The 18598-nt window shown below is 48.6% G+C and carries 31 protein-coding genes, 2 tRNA genes, 3 other RNA genes and 1 pseudogene; 1 reads left to right on the forward strand and 36 read right to left on the reverse strand.

All coding sequences use genetic code 11. The features are described 5' to 3' along the window. Window positions 1-40: 40 nt before the first annotated feature. From EKN56_RS21245 to EKN56_RS10580, 24 genes and pseudogenes are all read right to left on the reverse strand, one after another. Entirely contained in the window at window positions 41-523 is a 483-nt protein-coding gene (locus EKN56_RS21245) for a hypothetical protein (protein WP_246019804.1), read from the reverse strand. Continuing rightward, window positions 520-1098 (reverse strand): DUF3486 family protein, encoded by a 579-nt coding sequence (locus tag EKN56_RS10480; RefSeq protein ID WP_130591740.1) that lies wholly within the window; start codon window positions 1096-1098, stop codon window positions 520-522. The genes EKN56_RS21245 and EKN56_RS10480 overlap by 4 nt, the downstream gene beginning before the upstream one ends. Beyond that, entirely contained in the window at window positions 1095-1379 is a 285-nt protein-coding gene (locus EKN56_RS10485) for a VpaChn25_0724 family phage protein (RefSeq protein WP_130593668.1), read from the reverse strand. The genes EKN56_RS10480 and EKN56_RS10485 overlap by 4 nt, the downstream gene beginning before the upstream one ends. Before the next feature lie 5 nt (window positions 1380-1384). Further along, window positions 1385-1588: pseudogene (locus EKN56_RS21250) on the reverse strand (DUF2730 family protein); the annotation flags it as partial. Between the two features lie 12 nt (window positions 1589-1600). Beyond that, a complete protein-coding gene (locus EKN56_RS21255) occupies window positions 1601-1744 on the reverse strand; it encodes a hypothetical protein (RefSeq protein ID WP_246019806.1) in 144 nt (47 codons plus the stop codon). Further along, window positions 1680-1898, reverse strand: coding sequence for a TraR/DksA family transcriptional regulator (locus tag EKN56_RS21630; RefSeq protein ID WP_130591741.1), 219 nt, complete (start codon window positions 1896-1898; stop codon window positions 1680-1682). Before EKN56_RS21630 ends, EKN56_RS21255 begins: the two co-directional genes overlap by 65 nt. Beyond that, window positions 1895-2497, reverse strand: coding sequence for a hypothetical protein (locus tag EKN56_RS10500; RefSeq protein ID WP_130591742.1), 603 nt, complete (start codon window positions 2495-2497; stop codon window positions 1895-1897). The genes EKN56_RS21630 and EKN56_RS10500 overlap by 4 nt, the downstream gene beginning before the upstream one ends. Next, window positions 2490-2732 (reverse strand): hypothetical protein, encoded by a 243-nt coding sequence (locus tag EKN56_RS10505; protein ID WP_130591743.1) that lies wholly within the window; start codon window positions 2730-2732, stop codon window positions 2490-2492. Before EKN56_RS10505 ends, EKN56_RS10500 begins: the two co-directional genes overlap by 8 nt. Further along, window positions 2716-2988, reverse strand: a complete 273-nt coding sequence (locus EKN56_RS10510) for a hypothetical protein (RefSeq protein WP_130591744.1) — start codon at window positions 2986-2988, stop codon at window positions 2716-2718. The genes EKN56_RS10505 and EKN56_RS10510 overlap by 17 nt, the downstream gene beginning before the upstream one ends. Then, window positions 2985-3500, reverse strand: coding sequence for a glycoside hydrolase family 108 protein (locus EKN56_RS10515; protein ID WP_130591745.1), 516 nt, complete (start codon window positions 3498-3500; stop codon window positions 2985-2987). Before EKN56_RS10515 ends, EKN56_RS10510 begins: the two co-directional genes overlap by 4 nt. A gap of 131 nt (window positions 3501-3631) precedes the next feature. Next, window positions 3632-4072: a Mor transcription activator family protein gene (locus tag EKN56_RS10520; protein WP_130591746.1), complete on the reverse strand. Its 441-nt coding sequence runs from the start codon at window positions 4070-4072 to the stop codon at window positions 3632-3634. Continuing rightward, on the reverse strand, window positions 4059-4265 hold the full coding sequence (locus EKN56_RS10525) for a hypothetical protein (RefSeq protein ID WP_130591747.1): 207 nt from the start codon (window positions 4263-4265) through the stop codon (window positions 4059-4061). Before EKN56_RS10525 ends, EKN56_RS10520 begins: the two co-directional genes overlap by 14 nt. Then, entirely contained in the window at window positions 4262-5017 is a 756-nt protein-coding gene (locus EKN56_RS10530; protein WP_130591748.1) for a gp16 family protein, read from the reverse strand. The genes EKN56_RS10525 and EKN56_RS10530 overlap by 4 nt, the downstream gene beginning before the upstream one ends. Then, window positions 5014-5268 carry a hypothetical protein gene (locus EKN56_RS10535; protein WP_130591749.1) on the reverse strand — a complete coding sequence of 85 codons (255 nt, stop codon included), beginning with the start codon at window positions 5266-5268 and terminating at the stop codon, window positions 5014-5016. Before EKN56_RS10535 ends, EKN56_RS10530 begins: the two co-directional genes overlap by 4 nt. Window positions 5269-5277: 9 nt before the next feature. After that, the gene (locus tag EKN56_RS10540) at window positions 5278-5553 is read right to left on the reverse strand and encodes a hypothetical protein (protein ID WP_130591750.1); all 276 of its coding nucleotides are present in this window, start codon (window positions 5551-5553) and stop codon (window positions 5278-5280) included. Further along, window positions 5550-5693, reverse strand: coding sequence for a hypothetical protein (locus tag EKN56_RS20920; RefSeq protein ID WP_168189643.1), 144 nt, complete (start codon window positions 5691-5693; stop codon window positions 5550-5552). Before EKN56_RS20920 ends, EKN56_RS10540 begins: the two co-directional genes overlap by 4 nt. Beyond that, window positions 5690-6157, reverse strand: coding sequence for an ANR family transcriptional regulator (locus EKN56_RS10545; RefSeq protein ID WP_130591751.1), 468 nt, complete (start codon window positions 6155-6157; stop codon window positions 5690-5692). Before EKN56_RS10545 ends, EKN56_RS20920 begins: the two co-directional genes overlap by 4 nt. Continuing rightward, on the reverse strand, window positions 6157-6603 hold the full coding sequence (locus tag EKN56_RS10550) for a Lar family restriction alleviation protein (RefSeq protein WP_130591752.1): 447 nt from the start codon (window positions 6601-6603) through the stop codon (window positions 6157-6159). The genes EKN56_RS10545 and EKN56_RS10550 overlap by 1 nt, the downstream gene beginning before the upstream one ends. Then, window positions 6600-7061, reverse strand: a complete 462-nt coding sequence (locus EKN56_RS10555) for a hypothetical protein (RefSeq protein WP_130591753.1) — start codon at window positions 7059-7061, stop codon at window positions 6600-6602. Before EKN56_RS10555 ends, EKN56_RS10550 begins: the two co-directional genes overlap by 4 nt. 96 nt (window positions 7062-7157) lie before the next feature. After that, on the reverse strand, window positions 7158-7427 hold the full coding sequence (locus EKN56_RS10560) for a hypothetical protein (protein WP_130591754.1): 270 nt from the start codon (window positions 7425-7427) through the stop codon (window positions 7158-7160). Between the two features lie 2 nt (window positions 7428-7429). Then, window positions 7430-7636 carry a hypothetical protein gene (locus EKN56_RS10565; RefSeq protein ID WP_130591755.1) on the reverse strand — a complete coding sequence of 69 codons (207 nt, stop codon included), beginning with the start codon at window positions 7634-7636 and terminating at the stop codon, window positions 7430-7432. Window positions 7637-7638: 2 nt separating this feature from the next. Continuing rightward, complete coding sequence (locus EKN56_RS10570) at window positions 7639-8565, reverse strand: AAA family ATPase (RefSeq protein WP_130591756.1); 927 nt, start codon at window positions 8563-8565, stop codon at window positions 7639-7641. A 16-nt stretch (window positions 8566-8581) separates the two neighbouring features. Beyond that, window positions 8582-10666 carry a Mu transposase C-terminal domain-containing protein gene (locus tag EKN56_RS10575; protein ID WP_407656552.1) on the reverse strand — a complete coding sequence of 695 codons (2085 nt, stop codon included), beginning with the start codon at window positions 10664-10666 and terminating at the stop codon, window positions 8582-8584. A gap of 19 nt (window positions 10667-10685) precedes the next feature. Further along, complete coding sequence (locus EKN56_RS10580) at window positions 10686-10952, reverse strand: helix-turn-helix domain-containing protein (RefSeq protein WP_130591758.1); 267 nt, start codon at window positions 10950-10952, stop codon at window positions 10686-10688. Window positions 10953-11100: 148 nt separating this feature from the next. On the opposite strand from EKN56_RS10580, the gene EKN56_RS10585 reads away from it, so the two are divergent. Next, window positions 11101-11649, forward strand: coding sequence for a helix-turn-helix domain-containing protein (locus EKN56_RS10585; RefSeq protein ID WP_130591759.1), 549 nt, complete (start codon window positions 11101-11103; stop codon window positions 11647-11649). Between the two features lie 610 nt (window positions 11650-12259). Here the strand turns inward: EKN56_RS10585 and EKN56_RS10590 are convergent. From EKN56_RS10590 to ybgC, 12 genes are all read right to left on the reverse strand, one after another. Next, a non-coding RNA gene (locus EKN56_RS10590) (RtT sRNA) lies at window positions 12260-12384 on the reverse strand. 28 nt (window positions 12385-12412) lie between these two features. Next, window positions 12413-12535, reverse strand: a non-coding RNA gene (locus EKN56_RS10595) — RtT sRNA. 30 nt (window positions 12536-12565) lie between these two features. Next, window positions 12566-12688: non-coding RNA, RtT sRNA (locus tag EKN56_RS10600), on the reverse strand. A 30-nt stretch (window positions 12689-12718) separates the two neighbouring features. Further along, window positions 12719-12794: transfer RNA gene (locus EKN56_RS10605), tRNA-Lys, on the reverse strand. 56 nt (window positions 12795-12850) lie between these two features. After that, window positions 12851-12926 (reverse strand) — tRNA-Lys (locus tag EKN56_RS10610). A 210-nt stretch (window positions 12927-13136) separates the two neighbouring features. Continuing rightward, the gene (gene cpoB / locus EKN56_RS10615; RefSeq protein ID WP_130591760.1) at window positions 13137-13901 is read right to left on the reverse strand and encodes a cell division protein CpoB; all 765 of its coding nucleotides are present in this window, start codon (window positions 13899-13901) and stop codon (window positions 13137-13139) included. Between the two features lie 9 nt (window positions 13902-13910). After that, entirely contained in the window at window positions 13911-14423 is a 513-nt protein-coding gene (gene pal / locus EKN56_RS10620) for a peptidoglycan-associated lipoprotein Pal (RefSeq protein WP_130591761.1), read from the reverse strand. A 52-nt stretch (window positions 14424-14475) separates the two neighbouring features. Next, window positions 14476-15768, reverse strand: a complete 1293-nt coding sequence (gene tolB / locus EKN56_RS10625) for a Tol-Pal system beta propeller repeat protein TolB (RefSeq protein ID WP_130591762.1) — start codon at window positions 15766-15768, stop codon at window positions 14476-14478. Between the two features lie 141 nt (window positions 15769-15909). Further along, window positions 15910-16962: a cell envelope integrity protein TolA gene (gene tolA / locus EKN56_RS10630; RefSeq protein WP_130591763.1), complete on the reverse strand. Its 1053-nt coding sequence runs from the start codon at window positions 16960-16962 to the stop codon at window positions 15910-15912. Between the two features lie 63 nt (window positions 16963-17025). Further along, window positions 17026-17460, reverse strand: coding sequence for a colicin uptake protein TolR (tolR, locus tag EKN56_RS10635; protein WP_130591764.1), 435 nt, complete (start codon window positions 17458-17460; stop codon window positions 17026-17028). 14 nt (window positions 17461-17474) lie between these two features. Continuing rightward, on the reverse strand, window positions 17475-18158 hold the full coding sequence (gene tolQ, locus EKN56_RS10640; protein WP_130591765.1) for a Tol-Pal system protein TolQ: 684 nt from the start codon (window positions 18156-18158) through the stop codon (window positions 17475-17477). Continuing rightward, complete coding sequence (gene ybgC / locus EKN56_RS10645; protein WP_130591766.1) at window positions 18155-18559, reverse strand: tol-pal system-associated acyl-CoA thioesterase; 405 nt, start codon at window positions 18557-18559, stop codon at window positions 18155-18157. Before ybgC ends, tolQ begins: the two co-directional genes overlap by 4 nt. Window positions 18560-18598 lie beyond the last annotated feature (39 nt).

Genomic DNA, 18598 nt, shown 5'->3' on the forward strand with positions numbered 1-18598 from the left:
TGAGAGCCATGGCGGCTTTGATGAGTTCAGCTAATGCGTCCTAGTGACCGCCTTCATCAATAATGATATTACCCTGCATTCCCCGGATGTTTTTAGGGTTAGAAGAGAGCGCAACGATTTTGAAACCGGATGCAAAGTAGATGACAAACGTCAGAATGTCTTTCTTCTCATCTTCGATAACGTCTTCGAGAGTTTCTTCGACAATTTCACTCGCGGCCAGGTCATACGCACGGGCCCACATAGCCGCCGCATCGATAAACTCGCGCGCCATGTCCTTGTTTGAACCGATATAAAAGGTATTACATCCGCCAGCCTCACGAGATGCCGAGCCGTTTAATGCCGCATCGGCTGCCTCCGCCCAGGTTAATCCTGTCCGGCGCGATTTCTCCGCAATCTTGAAGACAGAGTCATCCGCTATCCAGCGTTTTTGATAGTCGAGCAGCAGTTCATTTTCATCAAAAACACCACTTAAAACAGCATTAATAGACGCTGAGGTTGTTGATAGCTGGACATCTGACATCATTGTGCAATACCCAGTATTTGCCGTTTAATAGTGTTCACGGTCTCTTTTGATAACCCGGCCGACCTTGCGGCTTTGCCGGCAACATCAGCCGCTTCAGCCGCAAACGCTGCACGGATGTCTTTTTCGCGCTTATGGCTCACCATGGCGGCCTGCTCGATACGTTGAGAAAAGAGAGCTAACTGGTTAAGCTCTTTCGGGCTGACAGTATTAGGGGATTCGGTCAGCTTCAGGGTGGTGTCATAAGCCAGTGTCCTGACCAGTTCCTGCACCATCTTGCCAACATCTGATGTTGGCGCTTCTCCCAGTTTACTGACCCAGACTTCGGATATTTCCCGTGCCTGGCGGATGCGTGCGCCGACTTCTTCCATACGGGTGGCATAGCGATTAAGCCCGGTACGGCTGAGTTTCATGTCCTCGCCCAGGCCGTTCTGGTCAATCAACTCATTCACCGCCTCGCGGATATCTTCCTGCGTATGACGCTTGTCACGCAGCAAATGATGCAACTGATCGCGGATATCCTGAGGGAGCAGGTCAATTTTAGACGGGCGGCCCCGCGTTGGTTTCTCGCTCATCATGCAGGTCTCGGGCGTTTCACACCGGGAACGGTGACACGGCCTTCACATACATCCTGACCGCGGCCGGTCAGACTGGCGACCAGGCAACCGGCAATACTTGTCAGGCTCACCAGGCGGTTTTCATCCAGCCAGCTCAGGTGCGTTCTGACCTCGTCCCGGCTCACCGGGTGGCCGTACGAATCCAGACAGGTCTGGAGAATGGATTCATTCGCCTTGCCGCCACAGTCGGTAATCGAGCGCAACAGCACCAGACGGCGGTCAGCATCTAATAAATCACGGATAGACATTATTTCTTTTCCTTCAGCTCATTTTGTAATAACAGGTCACTCAGGGCGCGCAGGTTGCGCAGTTCCGGCAACGCAGCCTTGAGGTCTCCCCGCAGATTTGCCATATCCAGTTGCAGGGCGTGCAGCTCCTTTTGATTGGGTAGTGAAGACAGGGACTTCTCCAGCGCAGCCATGCGCGCCTTTAACGTCTCGACATCCTCACGTTTGGCATAGGTTCAGGACAGTAGCCCCAGAATGGAAAGCAGTACGGCGGTACCAATCGACCAAATCATCGACCAGTGCGCGGCAAGTAATTCAAACACGGTAGTGTCGTTCCTTTTTTTCGTGGTCAGACTGACACTCAAAACAACGTTGAGCATAGGCATTGACCTGTAAACGTGAGGGGGCGATCGCCTCGCCGCACTCCTGACAAATTCCGGTACTCAGGTGACGCACTCTGCCCTGGTGGCGCAAAAGTGCCTGCGTTCGTTGCTGTTCTTCCACCAGGCTCCCTTTGTCGGCAATATCACTCATTGTCCTGGCTCCGTTCTTCGTCCCACTGGCGTATCAGAATGAGCTGGTTTTCCAGCGTCATCGCCCACTGACCATAAGCATTCGCGTGTCTCAGTAACGTTTGATGGTCGCCCGATACCGGTGCGGCTGGTCGGGTGGGTAACATCGTCAGCGTTGCCGGAATACGGGGACAAATGACCGTTACCGGTGGCGGTGGAATAACCGAGGGCGGCGGTGTAGAGCCGCAACCCGTCAGGGCCAAGACCGGTATAAGCCTGACCATCGCGAGAAACCGCATGGGAAATACTCCGTTCACGTTGTTGTTTTAGTTGTTCCAGTTCACGCGCCTGTTGCTGGTTTTTAGCCTGGAGCTGTTCACTGAGATTATGGTATGCCTGCTGGCGACTGACCGCCGCCTTCAGAGCATCATTATGTTGTTCGGTGTTGGTGCGCTGCGCTTCACTGAAGTTCAGAGAAGCTGCAACAAGTGCCTTTTCGGCAGTGGCTATTTGAGGTTTAAGTCTGGCTTCTGTTATTACCACACCCATGGAAAACCCAAAGCCCAGTAGACCCAACACGATAAATAACTGACGCCCATAGGCGCGAAGGAAGTTAATCATGACCAGGTACCTCCCGTTCTTCCCGGGCACGCTTAATGGATGCCTGTTTTGATGCCTGATTTTGAGCGACCCAGGCGGTGAGGTAGCCGATAAACAGCCATTCATCCATCGTGCCATGCCAGGCACACCACAACAGTACCGATGTCGAAGCGATAAACGCCCCGGCCAGTGTGGTATCGGACAATGACAATCTGCCTGAAGGGGTCGCGATTAATTGCTTAAGCGTGTGAAACATGCGGCCCCCGGTGAGTTATGGCGGTATCACGGCACAGACGAATGTCCTGTGCATTGATACTGTGCCAACCCTGTTTAAATACGGCCTGGTAGGTGCCGTGATGGCTGAATAAAGGGACCGTTGAGGCATCCAGTCCGGACAGTTCCCGACTCAGTCGAGCCTCCCGCCCGGCTTCGTATACCTGACGGTAACGCGGGTGACGCAGTGCCGGCTGGCTTTTGAGTAACAGCCGCTCAGGAATGGCGCGGGGTATCATCCGACCACCTCTTCAACGGCCAACATCAGGCTGTCCAGGCGATTAAACCAGCCGCTGATAAACTTAGCCTGAGAGGGATTGTTGGCAACGATACGGGCGTAAGTACGGGAACGCTGAGTCAGAATACGCTGACAGATGAATCGTACGCTTACCATGGTGGTGTTAGCGGAAATCAGGGTTCGCTGTCCAATAATGCCGTCATCAGTGACACCCGGTGCACGCTGTAACTGCTGAATGGCCGTTGTTGAGCCGTGCTGGACGATACCGTCAAAGACCATCAGGGAAATACCCGGCGGTAACTGGTCACACTTGGCTTTTAGCCAGTAGTCACGGTAATAGATGTCTGTTGCCTGCTCTTCGGTCAGGGCGGCAATGTTCAGGTGAGGATAAGCTCGCTTTGAGATACCGTATTTAGTCTCGCCGCCACGGTCTGCGGGGTCATTAACATAACCGCCTTCAGCTCTGAGCAGGTAATCAAGGGCATGGATAAACGTAACGCTGTAAGGTTTCATAATGGCAACCGGTTAATAAGGGGTAGCTCATCATGACGTGCGAGGTAGGTGGTTTGGGTTTGTAACCCTTCACACAAAAAAGCCCTCAGAAAGAGGGCCCGGAGCACTATAAATCAGTTTGAATAATCTGGCTATGACTCTTTACCGAACAGCGTCAACTGATGACGGTTACGGTGCAGTACCATCTGGTCTTTGACTATCTGGTAAATACGGCTGTCAGTCAGGCTATAGCGCTTTGCCAGTGCGGATATATCCCCGTTGCCACGGGTATAGTCGTGGTAAAGCATATTATCACGAATGGCGGTTTTTAACCGGTCACCTACGGGAAGGTAGCAGGAACGGCCACCGTAATAATGCGCCAGCGTTGCCACCAGTTTACCGGCCTTAGACAGGGCTTTGTCTTCCGGTTCGCCCTGGCGTTTCAGCTCACAGCAAAACAGGTCAATCAATCCCGCCAGCATCTGCCCCCAGTATTTGCTGACTTCAGCCGGAGGGATGTTATCAAGCCGGTCGAGCAGTTCGCCCAGTTCTTGGTGGTCAGGCGCGAACAAGTCGAGGTTATCTTCTTTCATGATACGCCTCCGGTGGTATTGCTTCAGGGCCAATTTCATGAAAATAATTTACGCCGAATTGCGTCATCCCTCCGCAAAAGGTAAACCACCCCTGATAGTCAACCTTGACGATTTCCCATTCTGAATCCTGAGTTTCTTTAGCCCAGTAATAACGATAAGGTTGGTAATGAGCAGGGAACTTTTTATTACTCATCGCACAGCCCTCATAATGACGGAGTGACAGGTTACAATGCGCATAAATTGCTTACGGCACACCGGGCAACCGACTAGTGAGTCCCATGTCTCCGCCCGGTCAGTTGGCGCGGGGGTTTCAAAACGAAAGCCGCAGCAGGGGAAAGACGACGCCAGCATAAAGTCACCGCGAGCACGACAATTATTTAGATATTCATCAAGCTGGCGGATACGTTCATATACACCGGTAATCGCATCATACGAACGGACTTCGTCACCGTTCCTGTTGGTCGGTAACACAATGCGGCGGGTTTTTAATATCCCTTTAATCAGGCGCAGGTGCCAGGCTTTCAGCGCTTCCAGTACCTTATAAGCCAGATAAGAATTCAACCAGCCCACCTCCGCCACGCCGACACCATTCAACCGTTTGGTCTGGCGCATGACGTACGCATTCAGCGAGGACTCGTCAGGTCGGGTGACAAACCATTGCTCGTGCATGGTTAACCAGATGGCGCGGATTTTGGCGATTTCCGGCGCTTTGTTTTTTCCCTGGCTGTTCGGGCTAACGTGAGCGCCTTTCTTCTTGCTGAACTGGCGTTTAAATCCCGCATCCTGAAAGGACTGGTAAACGGTTTGCAGTTCACCGTGAGTCATGGCCGTACAGGATGTTTTACCAACGGCGGCCTGTAGCTTGGCGCGGTAGGTTTCATCATCCAGGCTTAACTTGCTTTTGGCGATGTGGATAAGGCGGATCAATTGTGGTTTAGTCATCATTTATCCCCTTCAATCAGCGTCCAGACAATGGTGTTCCTACCCTGATAAACTGATATCAGTAGCCCTCTGCGTTCCATATCCCGCATGTATTTTCTGATAACACGAGTGGGAATGCTGCACTGAGGCACCATATCCGCCATCCGTAAGGAGATTTGCCACGTTGCTGCCTGATAGCGTTCGCGATGGTCACGAGCACTTATTTTTATTGCCTTGATAATGTCACTGTCATTGAGTTGGTATGATTTAGTCATCACGGCCCCCTAAAATGAAGGTGCGAACAGGAAGCGCCACCAGAACGATAACGGCATACGGTTACATAACGCGTAAGACAGCTCCTGATTGCGGCGTGCCAGTTCCTGACGCTTCACCTTATCGCGAGCCTCGTCAGCATCCCGAGCCAGTAGCAAGGTTTCCAGCACGAAATAGTCGTTAAACTCAACATAAGAGCCGGTCGGGTTTTCGCGCATGAAAGCAATTTCGGCACTCATGTGGATGCTGCAATCCGGCGTATAGCGTTTGAGTACGGATTTTTTCATTTGATTTTTACCCCTCTGACTCCAGTCATCTGACTAAATACCCAGGGAGCAAAACGACCCAGACCAATACCCGTCCACTCTGATAATTCCCAAACCTGTAACCAGAACCATTGCCAGGCTTTTAAAAGATAACGATTCATACGCCACCTTCCTGACGACTCCAGCCGCGATCAAGCGCGGCCATGCAGAACTGCGCCCGGTGGTGGCAATACTCGATATTGATATCCAGCGCCGCTAATCCTTTAGCCTGTAGCCAGAGGGGAACAGCGTTGTCATAGTCTGCGGCTTTCTCTCGTTCGACAGCCTGTGCCGCTATATCAGGAAACAGACGCTCGACGGTTTTGGACAGAACAGAGACAGCGTTCTGATAGTCCTTTTCGGTGCGTGGCTTTTTGGCTTTTCGCTCACCTTCAGGTAGTAAACGGTAACTGCGGTTCTTGCCTTTCCAACCACGCCCGACAACATCATTATTGATGTTATGTCTTAACAACATACCAATCTGGTCAGTCGGAATACCGGTGTGCTGATACAGTTCATACGCTGTTAATTCGCCATAAACCTGTAGAGCCTGACGCAGGGTTTCAACCTTTGAAATGATTTCCATTATGATTTTCCCTCTGGTTTATAGCTGTCGATGTTCAGCAAAAAGCGCAGCGCCATCGCGCCGACCTGGATGGCTTCTTCGCGTAGGCGCTGATGACCATCAAAATAAAAATGAAAGTCGATAGCGGCCTGAGTTAACTCGCCGACCTCTTCATTAAGGATGGCTGATGCATGAATGGCATCGGTTGGCCACTGAGAATGAACAGTGACAGCGCGCTCAAGCTCAGCCTGAAGTAATAGTAAAAGATGTGATAGAGGTGAGTTAGTTGGTACCGAATGATTGACCGCACGGTGATTCCAGTTCTCAGTAGCTTGCTGTTTGGTTCTTCCTGATCTCGTGGTGTTACAAAAACCACAAGTCGCATAAGATCCATCTCCGAAAGCTGAAGTCCATAACACAATTTTGTTACGCCCACAGAAAGGACAAGGTAAGAGATTGGTATTCATAGCGGTATAATCTCCACGCTCATAGCATTACAGGTATCAGGTGTGAGTATCCTGAAGCTAACCATCTCCTCAAAAGATAATCCTCGTAACGGGCACTGTTCATCTAGCCAATCTGCCAGCAAGCCCTCAAGTTCTACTTGCTGATTGAGGCGAAGGTCACATTCAGTTTGAGCATCACCAACAACCAAATAATGAGACAGGCCCTCACGTATATGCTCGATAATATCGTCAGCATCAATAACAGCTCGATAACTCTGCCCGGATACGGGCTTACCCAAATAACAAAGCTCGTTCTGGTCTAACTGGTAAAGGGTAGCTGCACTCTCAATAGCAGCTTCAACCGGACAAGAAAGTAAAACCGGTAACCACTGTGCCTTGCTATATCCCTCACGTAGTAAGTACCAGTTTGTTGGTTCAGTTTGTTGGTTACCCAGTGAGTTAGTATTTCGAGATTTCATATTCAGTTTCCTTGTTTTAGGCGTAGCCGCGCCCCGGCGGATTTACGCCAAATAAAAATTAATGTGTGTTTAAATAACGTTTAAATCAGTGTTAAATCAAAATTCCGAATAATAAAGCGGTGTTCTGATTACGGGCCCGATAGTAAAAAATGGCCCTGGTGATTCCTGCTTAACAACCCCAACAGGAACCGCACGCAACGCATGGATTGAGACAAACCAAGGGTTACGGTTGATTTCCACCATGACCTGACCTTCACTACAATGATGTGCCAGTCCTGTAGTACGAACAATTTGCTGACCTGAAAAAGTGCGGAGATAAAATAATGACTGTTTCGGGTACTGCTGATTAAATTGCTGTGCGTTCATAATTAATGACACCCCTTACTTTTAGCTATCTCAATAAGCATCTTTTGCGCCACTGCACCCGTTGCCGGAATAACTTTCTCCAGCGTATCCAGATAGAGCTTTACGATATCTTTAAGCGCTTCGTGACCGGCCGCATCGATTTGATGATGGATCCCGTCCTTTCTGGGGATAACCCGGATAATAATCGCCATGATTTCTTTCTCTTTCACAATTAAACTCCTTCCAGGTCTTTAACAGCAGCACGGATATGGCGCTCAGATAAGGCTTCATCTGCGCCCTGGGCGATGATTGCAGCAAGATCGAGCGTGGTGGATACGGTTCGCAATGCGCCACTCTTGGCGGCCAGCTTATGGATCAACTCGCGTTCTTTGCGGCCGTTGAGTTGCCAGGCGTCCGCGATGGCGTCGACGTCGCCAGTGCGCACACCTTCAATCACTATCTTTTTAGAGATACGGGAGAACAATCGCGCATAGTCCACACTGCGGGAATTGCCGCCGGTGAGTTTGGAATACACTTTATGGTTACCGCACAAAGCCAGACCAATGCCGGTTTCTTCCTGAAGCAGGCGCAGTTCTTCGTAAACGTCATAATCAAGATGGTCAGATTCATCAACAATGAGCAGACCTTTCGTGCCGGTAATGCGACGGCGGATAGTCCGGCACAACGGGCCTGCACGGCGAGGTGCATCAGATAGCCCCAGCGCATCGGCAAACTCGCTCAAACATTCCACCAGTGACGATGTGGACGGCTTGATAGTAATGAGCCAGACATTCGGGTTACGTTCGGAGAACTCACGCAAGGCAACTGTTTTACCCACGCCAGGGTTACCGTAAATGATGGCGATACGCTGCGCTCCTTGTGCATAAACTAATGCACGCCAGATATCTGAGACGATTTTCGTTTCAATGAATCGGGGAGCAGTAACCACTGCCGCCACTGACTGACGGGCTGCGCGACTCTCCAGCCACTTCTCCAGCTTCAGGGCAACCTCAGCATTGTTGCCGGGATAGGTACCACGCAGGAACTGAGACAAGGCAGCCCCGGAGACTTCGCTTTCAATGGCAATAGTGGCGGAGGCTAGCTTTTCTTTTTCCTTGATTGCCATAACGGCAGCGCGGGTTTCTTCAATAGTATTCATCGTGTTTCTCCTGGTATTAAATCTGGTCGTCTAACTGTTTACGGTACAGGCGGTCTATACCTGCGCTGAATGCGCTATCGACATCAATATCGACGGGCTCTTCGACTGGTTGCTCTACCGCAACAACATTACCAATAGTGCGATAGATGTTATTGTTCAGGCGCTCCTCTTCCACAGGTGATAACAATGTCCGGTTACCTTCAGCCTCGGCCAGACGGATTTTTTCTTCAGCACGATTGCGCATACCTTTGATGCGCTGCTGGCGCTGATGGTATTCGGCAGTAACAGCAAAGGCGGCTTTCTTGTTGCCATCCCAAACAGCATCACAGATGTAGGTTCCATCCATGCGGCGAACGATGACGCGATTTGCATCATGGATGTCATAGCTGACCAGTACCTGATTACCGTGCTCATGGTTCAGGTCTAAGGAGTAATAGAAGTTATTGAACAGGCGGACTTCACAGCGGTTCACGGTACGTTCAATCTGTGGCATGAACATGTCGCGAAGCTCCACGTCTGATAGCCACTCAATTGCGGTCTTGTCCTGCTCCAGTTTGTAGCGGCGAAACTGCGCGGGGGTGAAGTGTTCACCGCTGTCCGTTTTCGGTAGTTCGCTGTGCGGCCGATTGTTGTACCACTCGATACCGGACTCAATCGCTGCAACCAGTTCGTCCCATGATGGCAACCCTTGCAGGGCACGCTTTTGTACGGGTGTTAACTCCCGGCCTTTGCGCTGTGCGTTTAAGGCAGAGGTCAGCGTCTTACCCATACGGCGCACCGTATTACGGTCAGCGCCGGTACCGTAATAGGTGGCGAACTGGCGGGAGATACGCATAGCTAAGGAACGGTTTAGACGTTCGATGATACCCCGGCCTTGTGGGTTCTCAGGAATACCCGTGCGGTGGTCAATGCCTAAGCGCGGCAGTATCCCGGTGATATCAGCATCAAAGGTATTGTTTGTTTCACCACCGCCGTTATCTGAGTAATAGATAAACGGTTTGCCTTCCTTCTTGATGCCATAACGAAGCGCATCAGCAACGGCAATCACGCTCTCTGATAGCGCCAGACTCCAGCCGGTAATGAAACGGCAAGAACCGTCCATGACGAAGGTCACCTCAGGGGTAAATGGGTTGCCATGGTCAGGGTGTGCAACCTTCATTTTCATTCCGTGTCCGTCACCAATCCAGACATAATTGACTGGTAAACTGTTCCAGTCACGGCGAACAAAACCTTCAATCTGGCGTGATTCACTGCCAGTAACCCGGCCTTGTTGCTTCACGACAGCGGGTAGTTTTTTCATCTGGTAGCAAATGGTATCGTAGGAAGGAATAGCCGCCATCATGTCCGGCTGGTCAGCGTAACAGGCGCACCATTCGGCCTTGAATGCCTCGTAAGCCTCGGTCATCAATATTCCGTTGGTATCCCTGAAGTGCGCCATGAAATCAGAGAACCATGGTATAGCTTCCAGTTTTACCGGTTGGCGCTTACCCGGAGCCAGTAAGACCAGACGTTCAGCAGGTGAAGACGCCTTGTTGAAGTCAGCAACACAACGCTTGAGGGTGATTTCACTGAGGGCGCGGGTCTTGCCTTTCTTGGCGTTGGCCTGAGCTGCGGCCTGTGCCAGGTGCGATGGTAAATCATTAGCCTGAGCCAGGCGGACAATCTCGCGGATAGCCTTGGCGCAACTGTAACCTGGTACCGCACCTAGACGCAGAACTTCAGAGACCAGAACGATACGGGCATCAGCGACGGCGCGCTGCGCTGTATTGAACTCAACCAGCTTTTGTTCCATCAGTGCCGGACACTGACGATAGAGGGCTATCTTGCCTTCGTCACGGCCTTTGGTGGCTGGCGATACTAAGGTCGGAACGGTGGCGGAGATATTCGGCTTAGTCATCATCTGCTGAACGAAACGAGCGCGGACTTGTTCCTGAGCAGCAATTGGCAAACAGTCGATATGATATTCAAAGGCTTTGGTACCTTCACGGCGACGGCGTAATCCAGTCACCCCTTTAGCGGCCTTATCCAGACGGCTACGGATATTGTGTTCCATTGCGGGAAAGCCCGGCAGCGTGGCGCACTCTTTTACTGTTAACCAAATGGACATCGTATCTCTCCCGTTACGCTGTCAGACGCTGTTCGGATGGGTAACGGCTAGGCCAGATTACATCAGGAGAAAGACCGATCTTTTCAGCAATGGCACTTTCATAACCAGGGCATGAACGATAAAACGCATTACGAATACTGTTCTCTTTTAATCCAAGTTCTTTTTCTATATCACGCAACTTAAGGCCCTTACGTTTAAGTGCTCGAATAATTGCGTCGCTGGGCCAATCTTGACCCAGATCGACAAACAGATCCGTCAAATCTTGTTTTGGCTGCGGCATTGTGTGATCCTCTTCTGTTTATCAAAACTGATAATCTAAAATGGTTATCAGATATACATAAAGGTAATCGCACAATAAACCGATTGCAAGCGGTTTATTCGCAACATTTAGCGATTCAATTAAAGGTTAATATATATCAGGTGGTTGTATGGAAAAAAACGTATATAAGGATAAAGACCGTAATCGGTTTATTCCCATGCCGGGAATAAACCGATTTGCCGAACGATTGAAGCTAGCTATGGGGAGCATGTCTAATGTTGAATTGGCGCGTCTAAGTGGCGTATCTGAATCAGCAATCCGTGGCTATTTAAAAGGAAAAAGTTTTCCGGCAATCGATAAGATACAAGCTATATCTATTGCTTGCTGTGCTCCGTTAGAATGGCTTATAACAGGTGATGATTTCGCACAATTAAGCGAAATGAGTACTACGCAATATGACGAAGGGCTGGCATTCATTATGAAGAACTTAACAAGCTCTCAGCGCCAATCTTTAATTAATGCAATTATAAGGTTTGGCATTGACGGTATTTTAAGCGCTTTAAATGAGCCAAGTGTTTCAGCCGAATTTGCTTCACTGTCGGAGGCTGAAAAAGAACAGGTTATGCGGCTCTTTGAGGAAGTGAAAAAAGGGGCACCTAAGGTTAGTGAGAAGGTAATACAGGGCAGCCTCACATCGAAAAAAAGAAAGGTTGGATAAAGACGTTGCACTCATGCATCATATGATATGAGGTCTTTTTGAATAGAACCTAAAAGTAAAAAATGTACGTTCTTTTGTAATAAAACAAAAAGAGGTCGCTACATTGCAAATGTGATTTTATATTAATGGGTTACAGGAAGAATGCGCCGCCTCAACAAAAGTACCTATATGTTCTTTTGTCAGTATAGTAAAAGGAAGTAATAGCGTTAGATAATTTCTTTTTAAACAAGTCTTAAACAGTATTTAAACCATTAACGTGTAGTATCAAATATTTTGCGAATCAAGTTGTTTTTTGAAAAGTGGTATCAAATAACCCTAATCGGGTAAGCTAATGATAATCCCGTTTATTCCCGCCTTATCCAAGTTATTCCCTAGTATCAAATGATTTCCTTCATGACACAGGCCTTCTATTCCGTTTCTAAGCGTTTTTAAAGATGCAGGTGATAACAACAATCTCTTTAGGAAAAATAACGCTGACAGAGCCATTCAGTTCACAGAAAGCTGATACCGGTTGCATATAGGCGTGGCTGGTAAATGGAAATATTGCAGGAACAATGAATTCTCACGATTTTCAGACATAAAAAAAGCGCCTTAGGCGCTTGTTCAATAATGGTGGGTCGTGCAGGATTACTCGGCCTCTGGCCTCGCCCTTCGGGCCGTTGCCGTTGGCAACGTTGTCTCACTACGTTCGACTCGAACCTTGGGTTCTTCATCCCTACGATTTTCAGTCATAAAAAAAGCGCCTTAGGCGCTCATTCAATAATGGTGGGTCGTGCAGGATTACTCGGCCTGTGGCCTCGCCCTTCGGGCCGTTGCCGTTGGCAACGTTGTCTCACTGCGTTCGACTCGAACCTTGGGTTCTTCATCCCCACGATTTTCAGTCATAAAAAAAGCGCCTTAGGCGCTCGTTCAATAATGGTGGGTCGTGCAGGATTACTCGGCCTCTGGCCTCGCCCTCCGGGCCGTTGCCGTTGGCAACGTTGTCTCACTGCGTTCGACTCGAACCTTGGGTTCTTCATCCCCACGATTTTCAGACATAAAAAAAGCGCCTTAGGCGCTTATTCAATAATGGTGGGTCGTGCAGGATTCGAACCTGCGACCAATTGATTAAAAGTCAACTGCTCTACCGACTGAGCTAACGACCCATTATTGATATTCTGAAGTGATAACAACGAAATAAATCAAGATGAAATGGCTTAGATGGTGGGTCGTGCAGGATTCGAACCTGCGACCAATTGATTAAAAGTCAACTGCTCTACCGACTGAGCTAACGACCCTAAGCTTTACTATCTTTACTAATTTGCTATCTGTTACATACGGATGCTGTATCCAGTTATCCCCTGCAACGGCGGCTTATATTAATCACTTCTGGAATTTGTGCAACAAAAATTTTCCCTTTCGACATCTAACTGCCTGATCTTTACCCATCTGACCTCATAAAATAGCCAATCTGGTAAAAATACAGGCAGATTATAATAGCCAAAAGCTTACAGAGCGCTTAAACGTTTTTCTGCTTGTTTAGCGCTGGCGCTGTTCGCATACAGGGAGATAATACGCTGATACACCGCTTTAGCCTTATCCTTCTCGCCTTTCTCCTGCATGATAATGCCCACTTTCAGCATTGATTCAGAAGCTTTAGGTGATTTAGGATAATTTTTTACTACGGTAGCAAAATAGTATGATGCATCATCTTTTTTGCCTTTGTTGTAATTCAGTTGTCCCAGCCAGTAATTAGCATTTGGCTGATAGCTGGAGTTTGGGTACTGTTTTACAAAACTTTGGAAGGCAGTGATAGCATCATCATACTGTTTCTTTTCCAAAGCCAGGGTTACCGCATTATCGTAATCCTGCTTTTCATTACCACTGCTTGCTGCGGCAGCACCGGTTGAGGTACTTGCTGTTGCGCCCGTAGTAGTAGCCGCACTGGCAGATGAAGTATTGGAAGTACTCGCGGCAGATGAAGCCCCTTTACTACCTAGTTCATCTATCTGCTGCAAAATAATCTTTTGTCGTTCGACAATTTGTTCTAACTGATACTGATTGGTTTGGATCTGACCACGCAGACTATCAATATCTCTCTGCGAATCGGACAACTGCTGCTGCAATTGAGTCAACAGCTGTCCATGTGCGTTAGATATACGCTCCAGTTGAGTGAGGCGCTCATCATCTGACGCAGCAATAGCAGCCCCAGGGGCTGCTATGCCAACCAGTAACGACAGACCTAATAAACGATATCTGAAATTACGGTTCATGAGTTTCTCTTAGTAAACAAGTACTGCGCGACGGTTTTTAGCATATGCAGCTTCGTCATGACCTAATACAGCAGGTTTCTCTTTACCATAAGAGACGATAGCCATTTGCTCACCAGATACGCCTTTACCCTGGAGATACATCTTCACCGCATTAGCACGACGTTCGCCCAGTGCGATGTTGTATTCCGGAGTACCGCGCTCATCCGCATGACCTTCGATAGTCACTTTGTAAGACGGGTTTGAACGCAGGAATGCTGCATGAGCATCCAGCATTTGAGCGAAATCAGAACGCACATCGTAGCTGTCATAATCGAAGTAAACGATGTTGTTGCTTTGCAGTTGTTGCAGAGTCAGACGCGCTTGCTCATCCAGAGATGAACTGTTGCCACCCATACCGTAACCGCCGTTAGCACCCATACCTGACTGGCTACCATCAGTGTCAGAACCACTGCTGCTACATGCAGCCAGAGCCATAACAGGTAACGCAAACATCAGCCCCTTCAGCACTTTATTCAGTTGCATTTTTCTCGATCCTTTAATAAATAAGATTGCCATACATTTTTAACATCATGCATCACAGATACGGCGACCAGGCAGGGAATTTAACCTGACCTTCAGTTGCCGGAAGACGCGCTTTAAAACGCCCATCGGTCGAAACTAAACGTAACACGCTACCCGGCCCTTCAGTGGCACTATAGATAATCATGGTTCCGTTAGGTGCGATACTCGGCGTTTCATCCAGGAAGGTTTCGGTCAATACTTGCACCGCTCCTGTGTCCAGATCCAGTTTAGCGATGTGCTGTTGACCATTCGCGGAACTCACCATAGTCATAAACTTGCCGTCTGGTGATACATCCGTGTCTTGATTTTGAGCACCTTCCCAGGAAACGCGAACCGGCGCACCGCCGTTAATATTCACTTTATAAATTTGTGGACGTCCACCCTGGTCTGAAGTGTACGCCAGAGTTTGATTATCCGGATACCAGGATGGCTCGGTGTCGTTGCTACGACTGCGAGTTACCTGAGTAATTTGACCTGAAGCTAAGTTCATCACATACAGGTTCAAACTGCCATCTTTTGATAATGCAAAAGCCAGTTTAGAGCCATCCGGAGAGAACGCCGGAGCACCGTTGTGACGAGGGAAAGCGGCAACGCGCTTAATGGCACCGTTAGATAACGTCTGAACCACTAATTCAGAACGACCGCTTTCAAACGTTACATAAGCAATTTTGCTACCGTCCGGAGACCAGGCCGGAGACATCAGCGGCTCTGGTGAACGGTGAACCACAGACTGGTTAAATCCATCATAGTCTGATACGCGCAGTTCATGAGGGAATTGACCACCGGCTTTACGTACTACGTACGCAATACGAGTACGGAATGCACCTTTAATACCGGTTAATTTTTCAAAGGTTTCATCGCTGGCGGTGTGAGCCGCAAAGCGTAACAATTGTTTAGTGATCTTATATTGGTTTTGCGATAAAACCGTTGGGCTGGCCGTTGAAGTATCAACTAATTGATAAGAGACCAGATAACCACCATCAGCACTTGGCTGAATTTGTCCAACTACTACCGCATCGATCCCTAAAGCAGACCATGCTGCCGGAGTCACTTCAGAAACGGTGGTGGGTGATTGTGGGTTACGTTCAGCCGCCAGTGGATTAAATTTGCCACTGTTTCTTAAATCAGAAGCAATAATATCGGCGATATTTTCTGGCGCGGCGCCAGTACCAGTCCACTTAAATGGAACAACGCCAATTGGTCTGGCTGAATCCACGCCCTGAGTAATAACGATTCTGACTTCAGCGTGTAGCACAGATGCCCACAAAATCAGCAAACCCATGGCTAGTCGAAATGCATGCTTCATGTTCTCTCCCTTATCCCGGCCGGATGGCCTTGATAAATTGCTCGTTTGTAACAAAGTGACAACGTTTAAACCGTTCAAATATTGGCTATAACCAATCAGAAATCAAGTCTAAAACGTAATTTCTCTTTATCTATCTTCCAGTTACTGTGGTTTAAAATCGATTGGAGCGTTTTTAAACTTTTCATACACGGCAGTTGATGGTGGTTTCGGTATCTTCGCCTGCCTTGCTGCAACTAATGCAACCTGACAAAGCGCCGGATCCCCACCTTCTGCCTGAACACTGAACAAGGTTCCATCTGGTGCTAACTTGATTCGCAGCGTACAGGTTTTACCTCTGTACAATTGCGCATCATAAAAATTTCGCATAATTGCAGATTGAATCTGCGACATATAGGCGTCAACTTCAGGACCCGTAGCTCCTGCTTTAGTACCACCACCTGAAGCACCATTAGCTGATGGTGCATTTTTATCGGAAGCCAATCCACCAAAGATATCATCAACTTCTGCAGCAGCTTTTTTGGCATCCGCGGCGGCCTTTTTCGCATCAGCAGCTTTCTTAGCATCATCAGCAGCTTTTTGCTTAGCGTCAGCAGCAGCCTTTTGTTTGGCATCTTCTGCCGCTTTCTGCTTAGCTAATGCTTCGGTTTGCTTTTTAGCGTCATCAGCCGCTTTTTTAGCATCGGCTTCCGCTTTCTTTCTTGCTTCTGCGGCAGCTGCCGTCGCTTTTTGTTGAGCTTCGGCTTCAGCCTTTGCCTGAGCAGCCTGGGCCTCAGCTTGCTTTTGCACTTCCTGCGCTTTCTTCGCCGCCTGCTCAGCCTGTTGCTGTTGTTCCGCCTGTTTTTTCGCTGCTTCCTGAGCAGCCAGACGGTCTTTTTCCAATTGCTTCAGGCGTTGCTGTTCTGCGGCCTGTTGTTGACGCTGCTCTTCAGCCTGACGATCAACTTCCTGCTGTCTGAGCTTCTCTGCCCGCTTAGCATCTGATTTTTGTTGCTGCTGGCGTTCGTACTGTTGCGCCATCGCATTAGGGTCGACCATCACAGCGTCAATAACTGAGCCACCACCACCCCCGCCGGTCAGGATATCTTTTTGCATAAACGCGCCGATCGCCAATAAGCCAATCACCAGGATATGCAAAATTATCGAAACCATTACTGAACGGTTTAGTTTATCTTCGTGCTCTGTTGCCTTTACCACTCGCTGCTTCCAAAAAACAAATGAACTGACAAGACCGCTAGCTTAACTAAGCCAGACTCACCATTATATCGGTTGAGTCATCAACCCAACAGAGGTTACACCAGCACGATGAAGCATATTTAACGCTTTAATGACTTCATCATAGGGAACTTCTTTAGCGCCACCGATTAAAAATACTGTCTTTGGATCTTCCTTTAACCGTGCCTGAGCTTCCGCGATCACCTGTTGCTCAGGGATTTGCTCAATACGCTCTTTATCAATAACTAATGCATACTGCCCTACTCCAGATACTTCGACAATAACTGGCGGCTTATTATCCGTAGAGACTGCTTTAGAGTCGGATGCATCTGGTAAATCGACCTCTACACTTTGGGTAATAATTGGTGCAGTTGCCATAAAAATCAACAACAACACTAACAATACGTCCAACAGCGGAACAATGTTTATTTCCGCCGTTTTACCCGTGCTACTGCGCCGAGATGTACGTTTATACGCCACGCTAGCCCCCTTACTTATTTAGTCTCTGTAGAGAATGCCTGACGATGGAGAATTGTGGTGAACTCTTCCATAAAGTTGTCATAATTCTGCTCGAGCTTAAATACACGCAAGCTAAGGCGGTTATGTGCCATTACAGCAGGGATTGCGGCAAACAAACCAATCGCGGTAGCAATCAGTGCTTCGGCAATACCCGGTGCAACCATCTGCAGGGTAGCCTGTTTTACGGCACCCAGTGCGATAAAGGAGTGCATGATACCCCATACGGTACCAAACAGACCGATATATGGGCTGATAGACCCCACCACACCAAGGAATGGAATATGGTTTTCCAGATTTTCAAGCTCACGATTCAGAGAAAGGCGCATTGCTCTGGTTGCCCCTTCAATGGCTGCTTCCGGCGCATGATTGTTAGCGCGATGCAGGCGAGCAAATTCTTTAAAACCAGAATAGAAAATTTGTTCAGAACCACCCAGCTCATCACGGCGGGTGTTGCTTTCCTGATACAAACGAGACAAATCGATACCCGACCAGAATTTATCTTCAAAAGCTTCCGCTTCGCGTCTTGCCGTACTTAATATACGGGTACGCTGGATGATAATGGCCCAGGATGCAATTGAGAACCCAACCAGGATCAGCATTACAAATTTTACGAGTAAACTAGCCTCAAGGAACAGGCTCATGATATTCATGTCAGTCACTTCTTCAACTCCGCGACAATAGACCTGGGAAGCTTCATTGGCTTCATCAAGTGTGAATCAACACATGCTACTAACACATCTGCCTGGCTTAAAAGTTTACCATGTTGGTCAAAGATGCGTTGTGCAAACGTAAGGGATGCGCCGCCAATAGCCACGACTTCAGTTTCAATCTCCAGCATGTCATCAAGACGAGCAGGAAGAATGTACTCAACGGCCATACGACGAACAGCGAAAGCGACATGCTCACTCAGCAATTGTTGCTGATTATAATTGTATTGGCGCAGCATCTCAGTGCGCGCTCTTTCATAAAAGGCCACATAACGGGCGTGATAAACTACACCGCCGGCGTCAGTGTCTTCAAAATAGACCCGAACGGGCCATTTGAACAGCAAGTTACTCACAAATATATCCAGTCTGACTCTATAACTAACCGACTGATA

The sequence above is a fragment of the Limnobaculum zhutongyuii genome (genome assembly GCF_004295645.1).
GTDB classification, from domain to species: Bacteria; Pseudomonadota; Gammaproteobacteria; order Enterobacterales; family Enterobacteriaceae; genus Limnobaculum; species Limnobaculum zhutongyuii.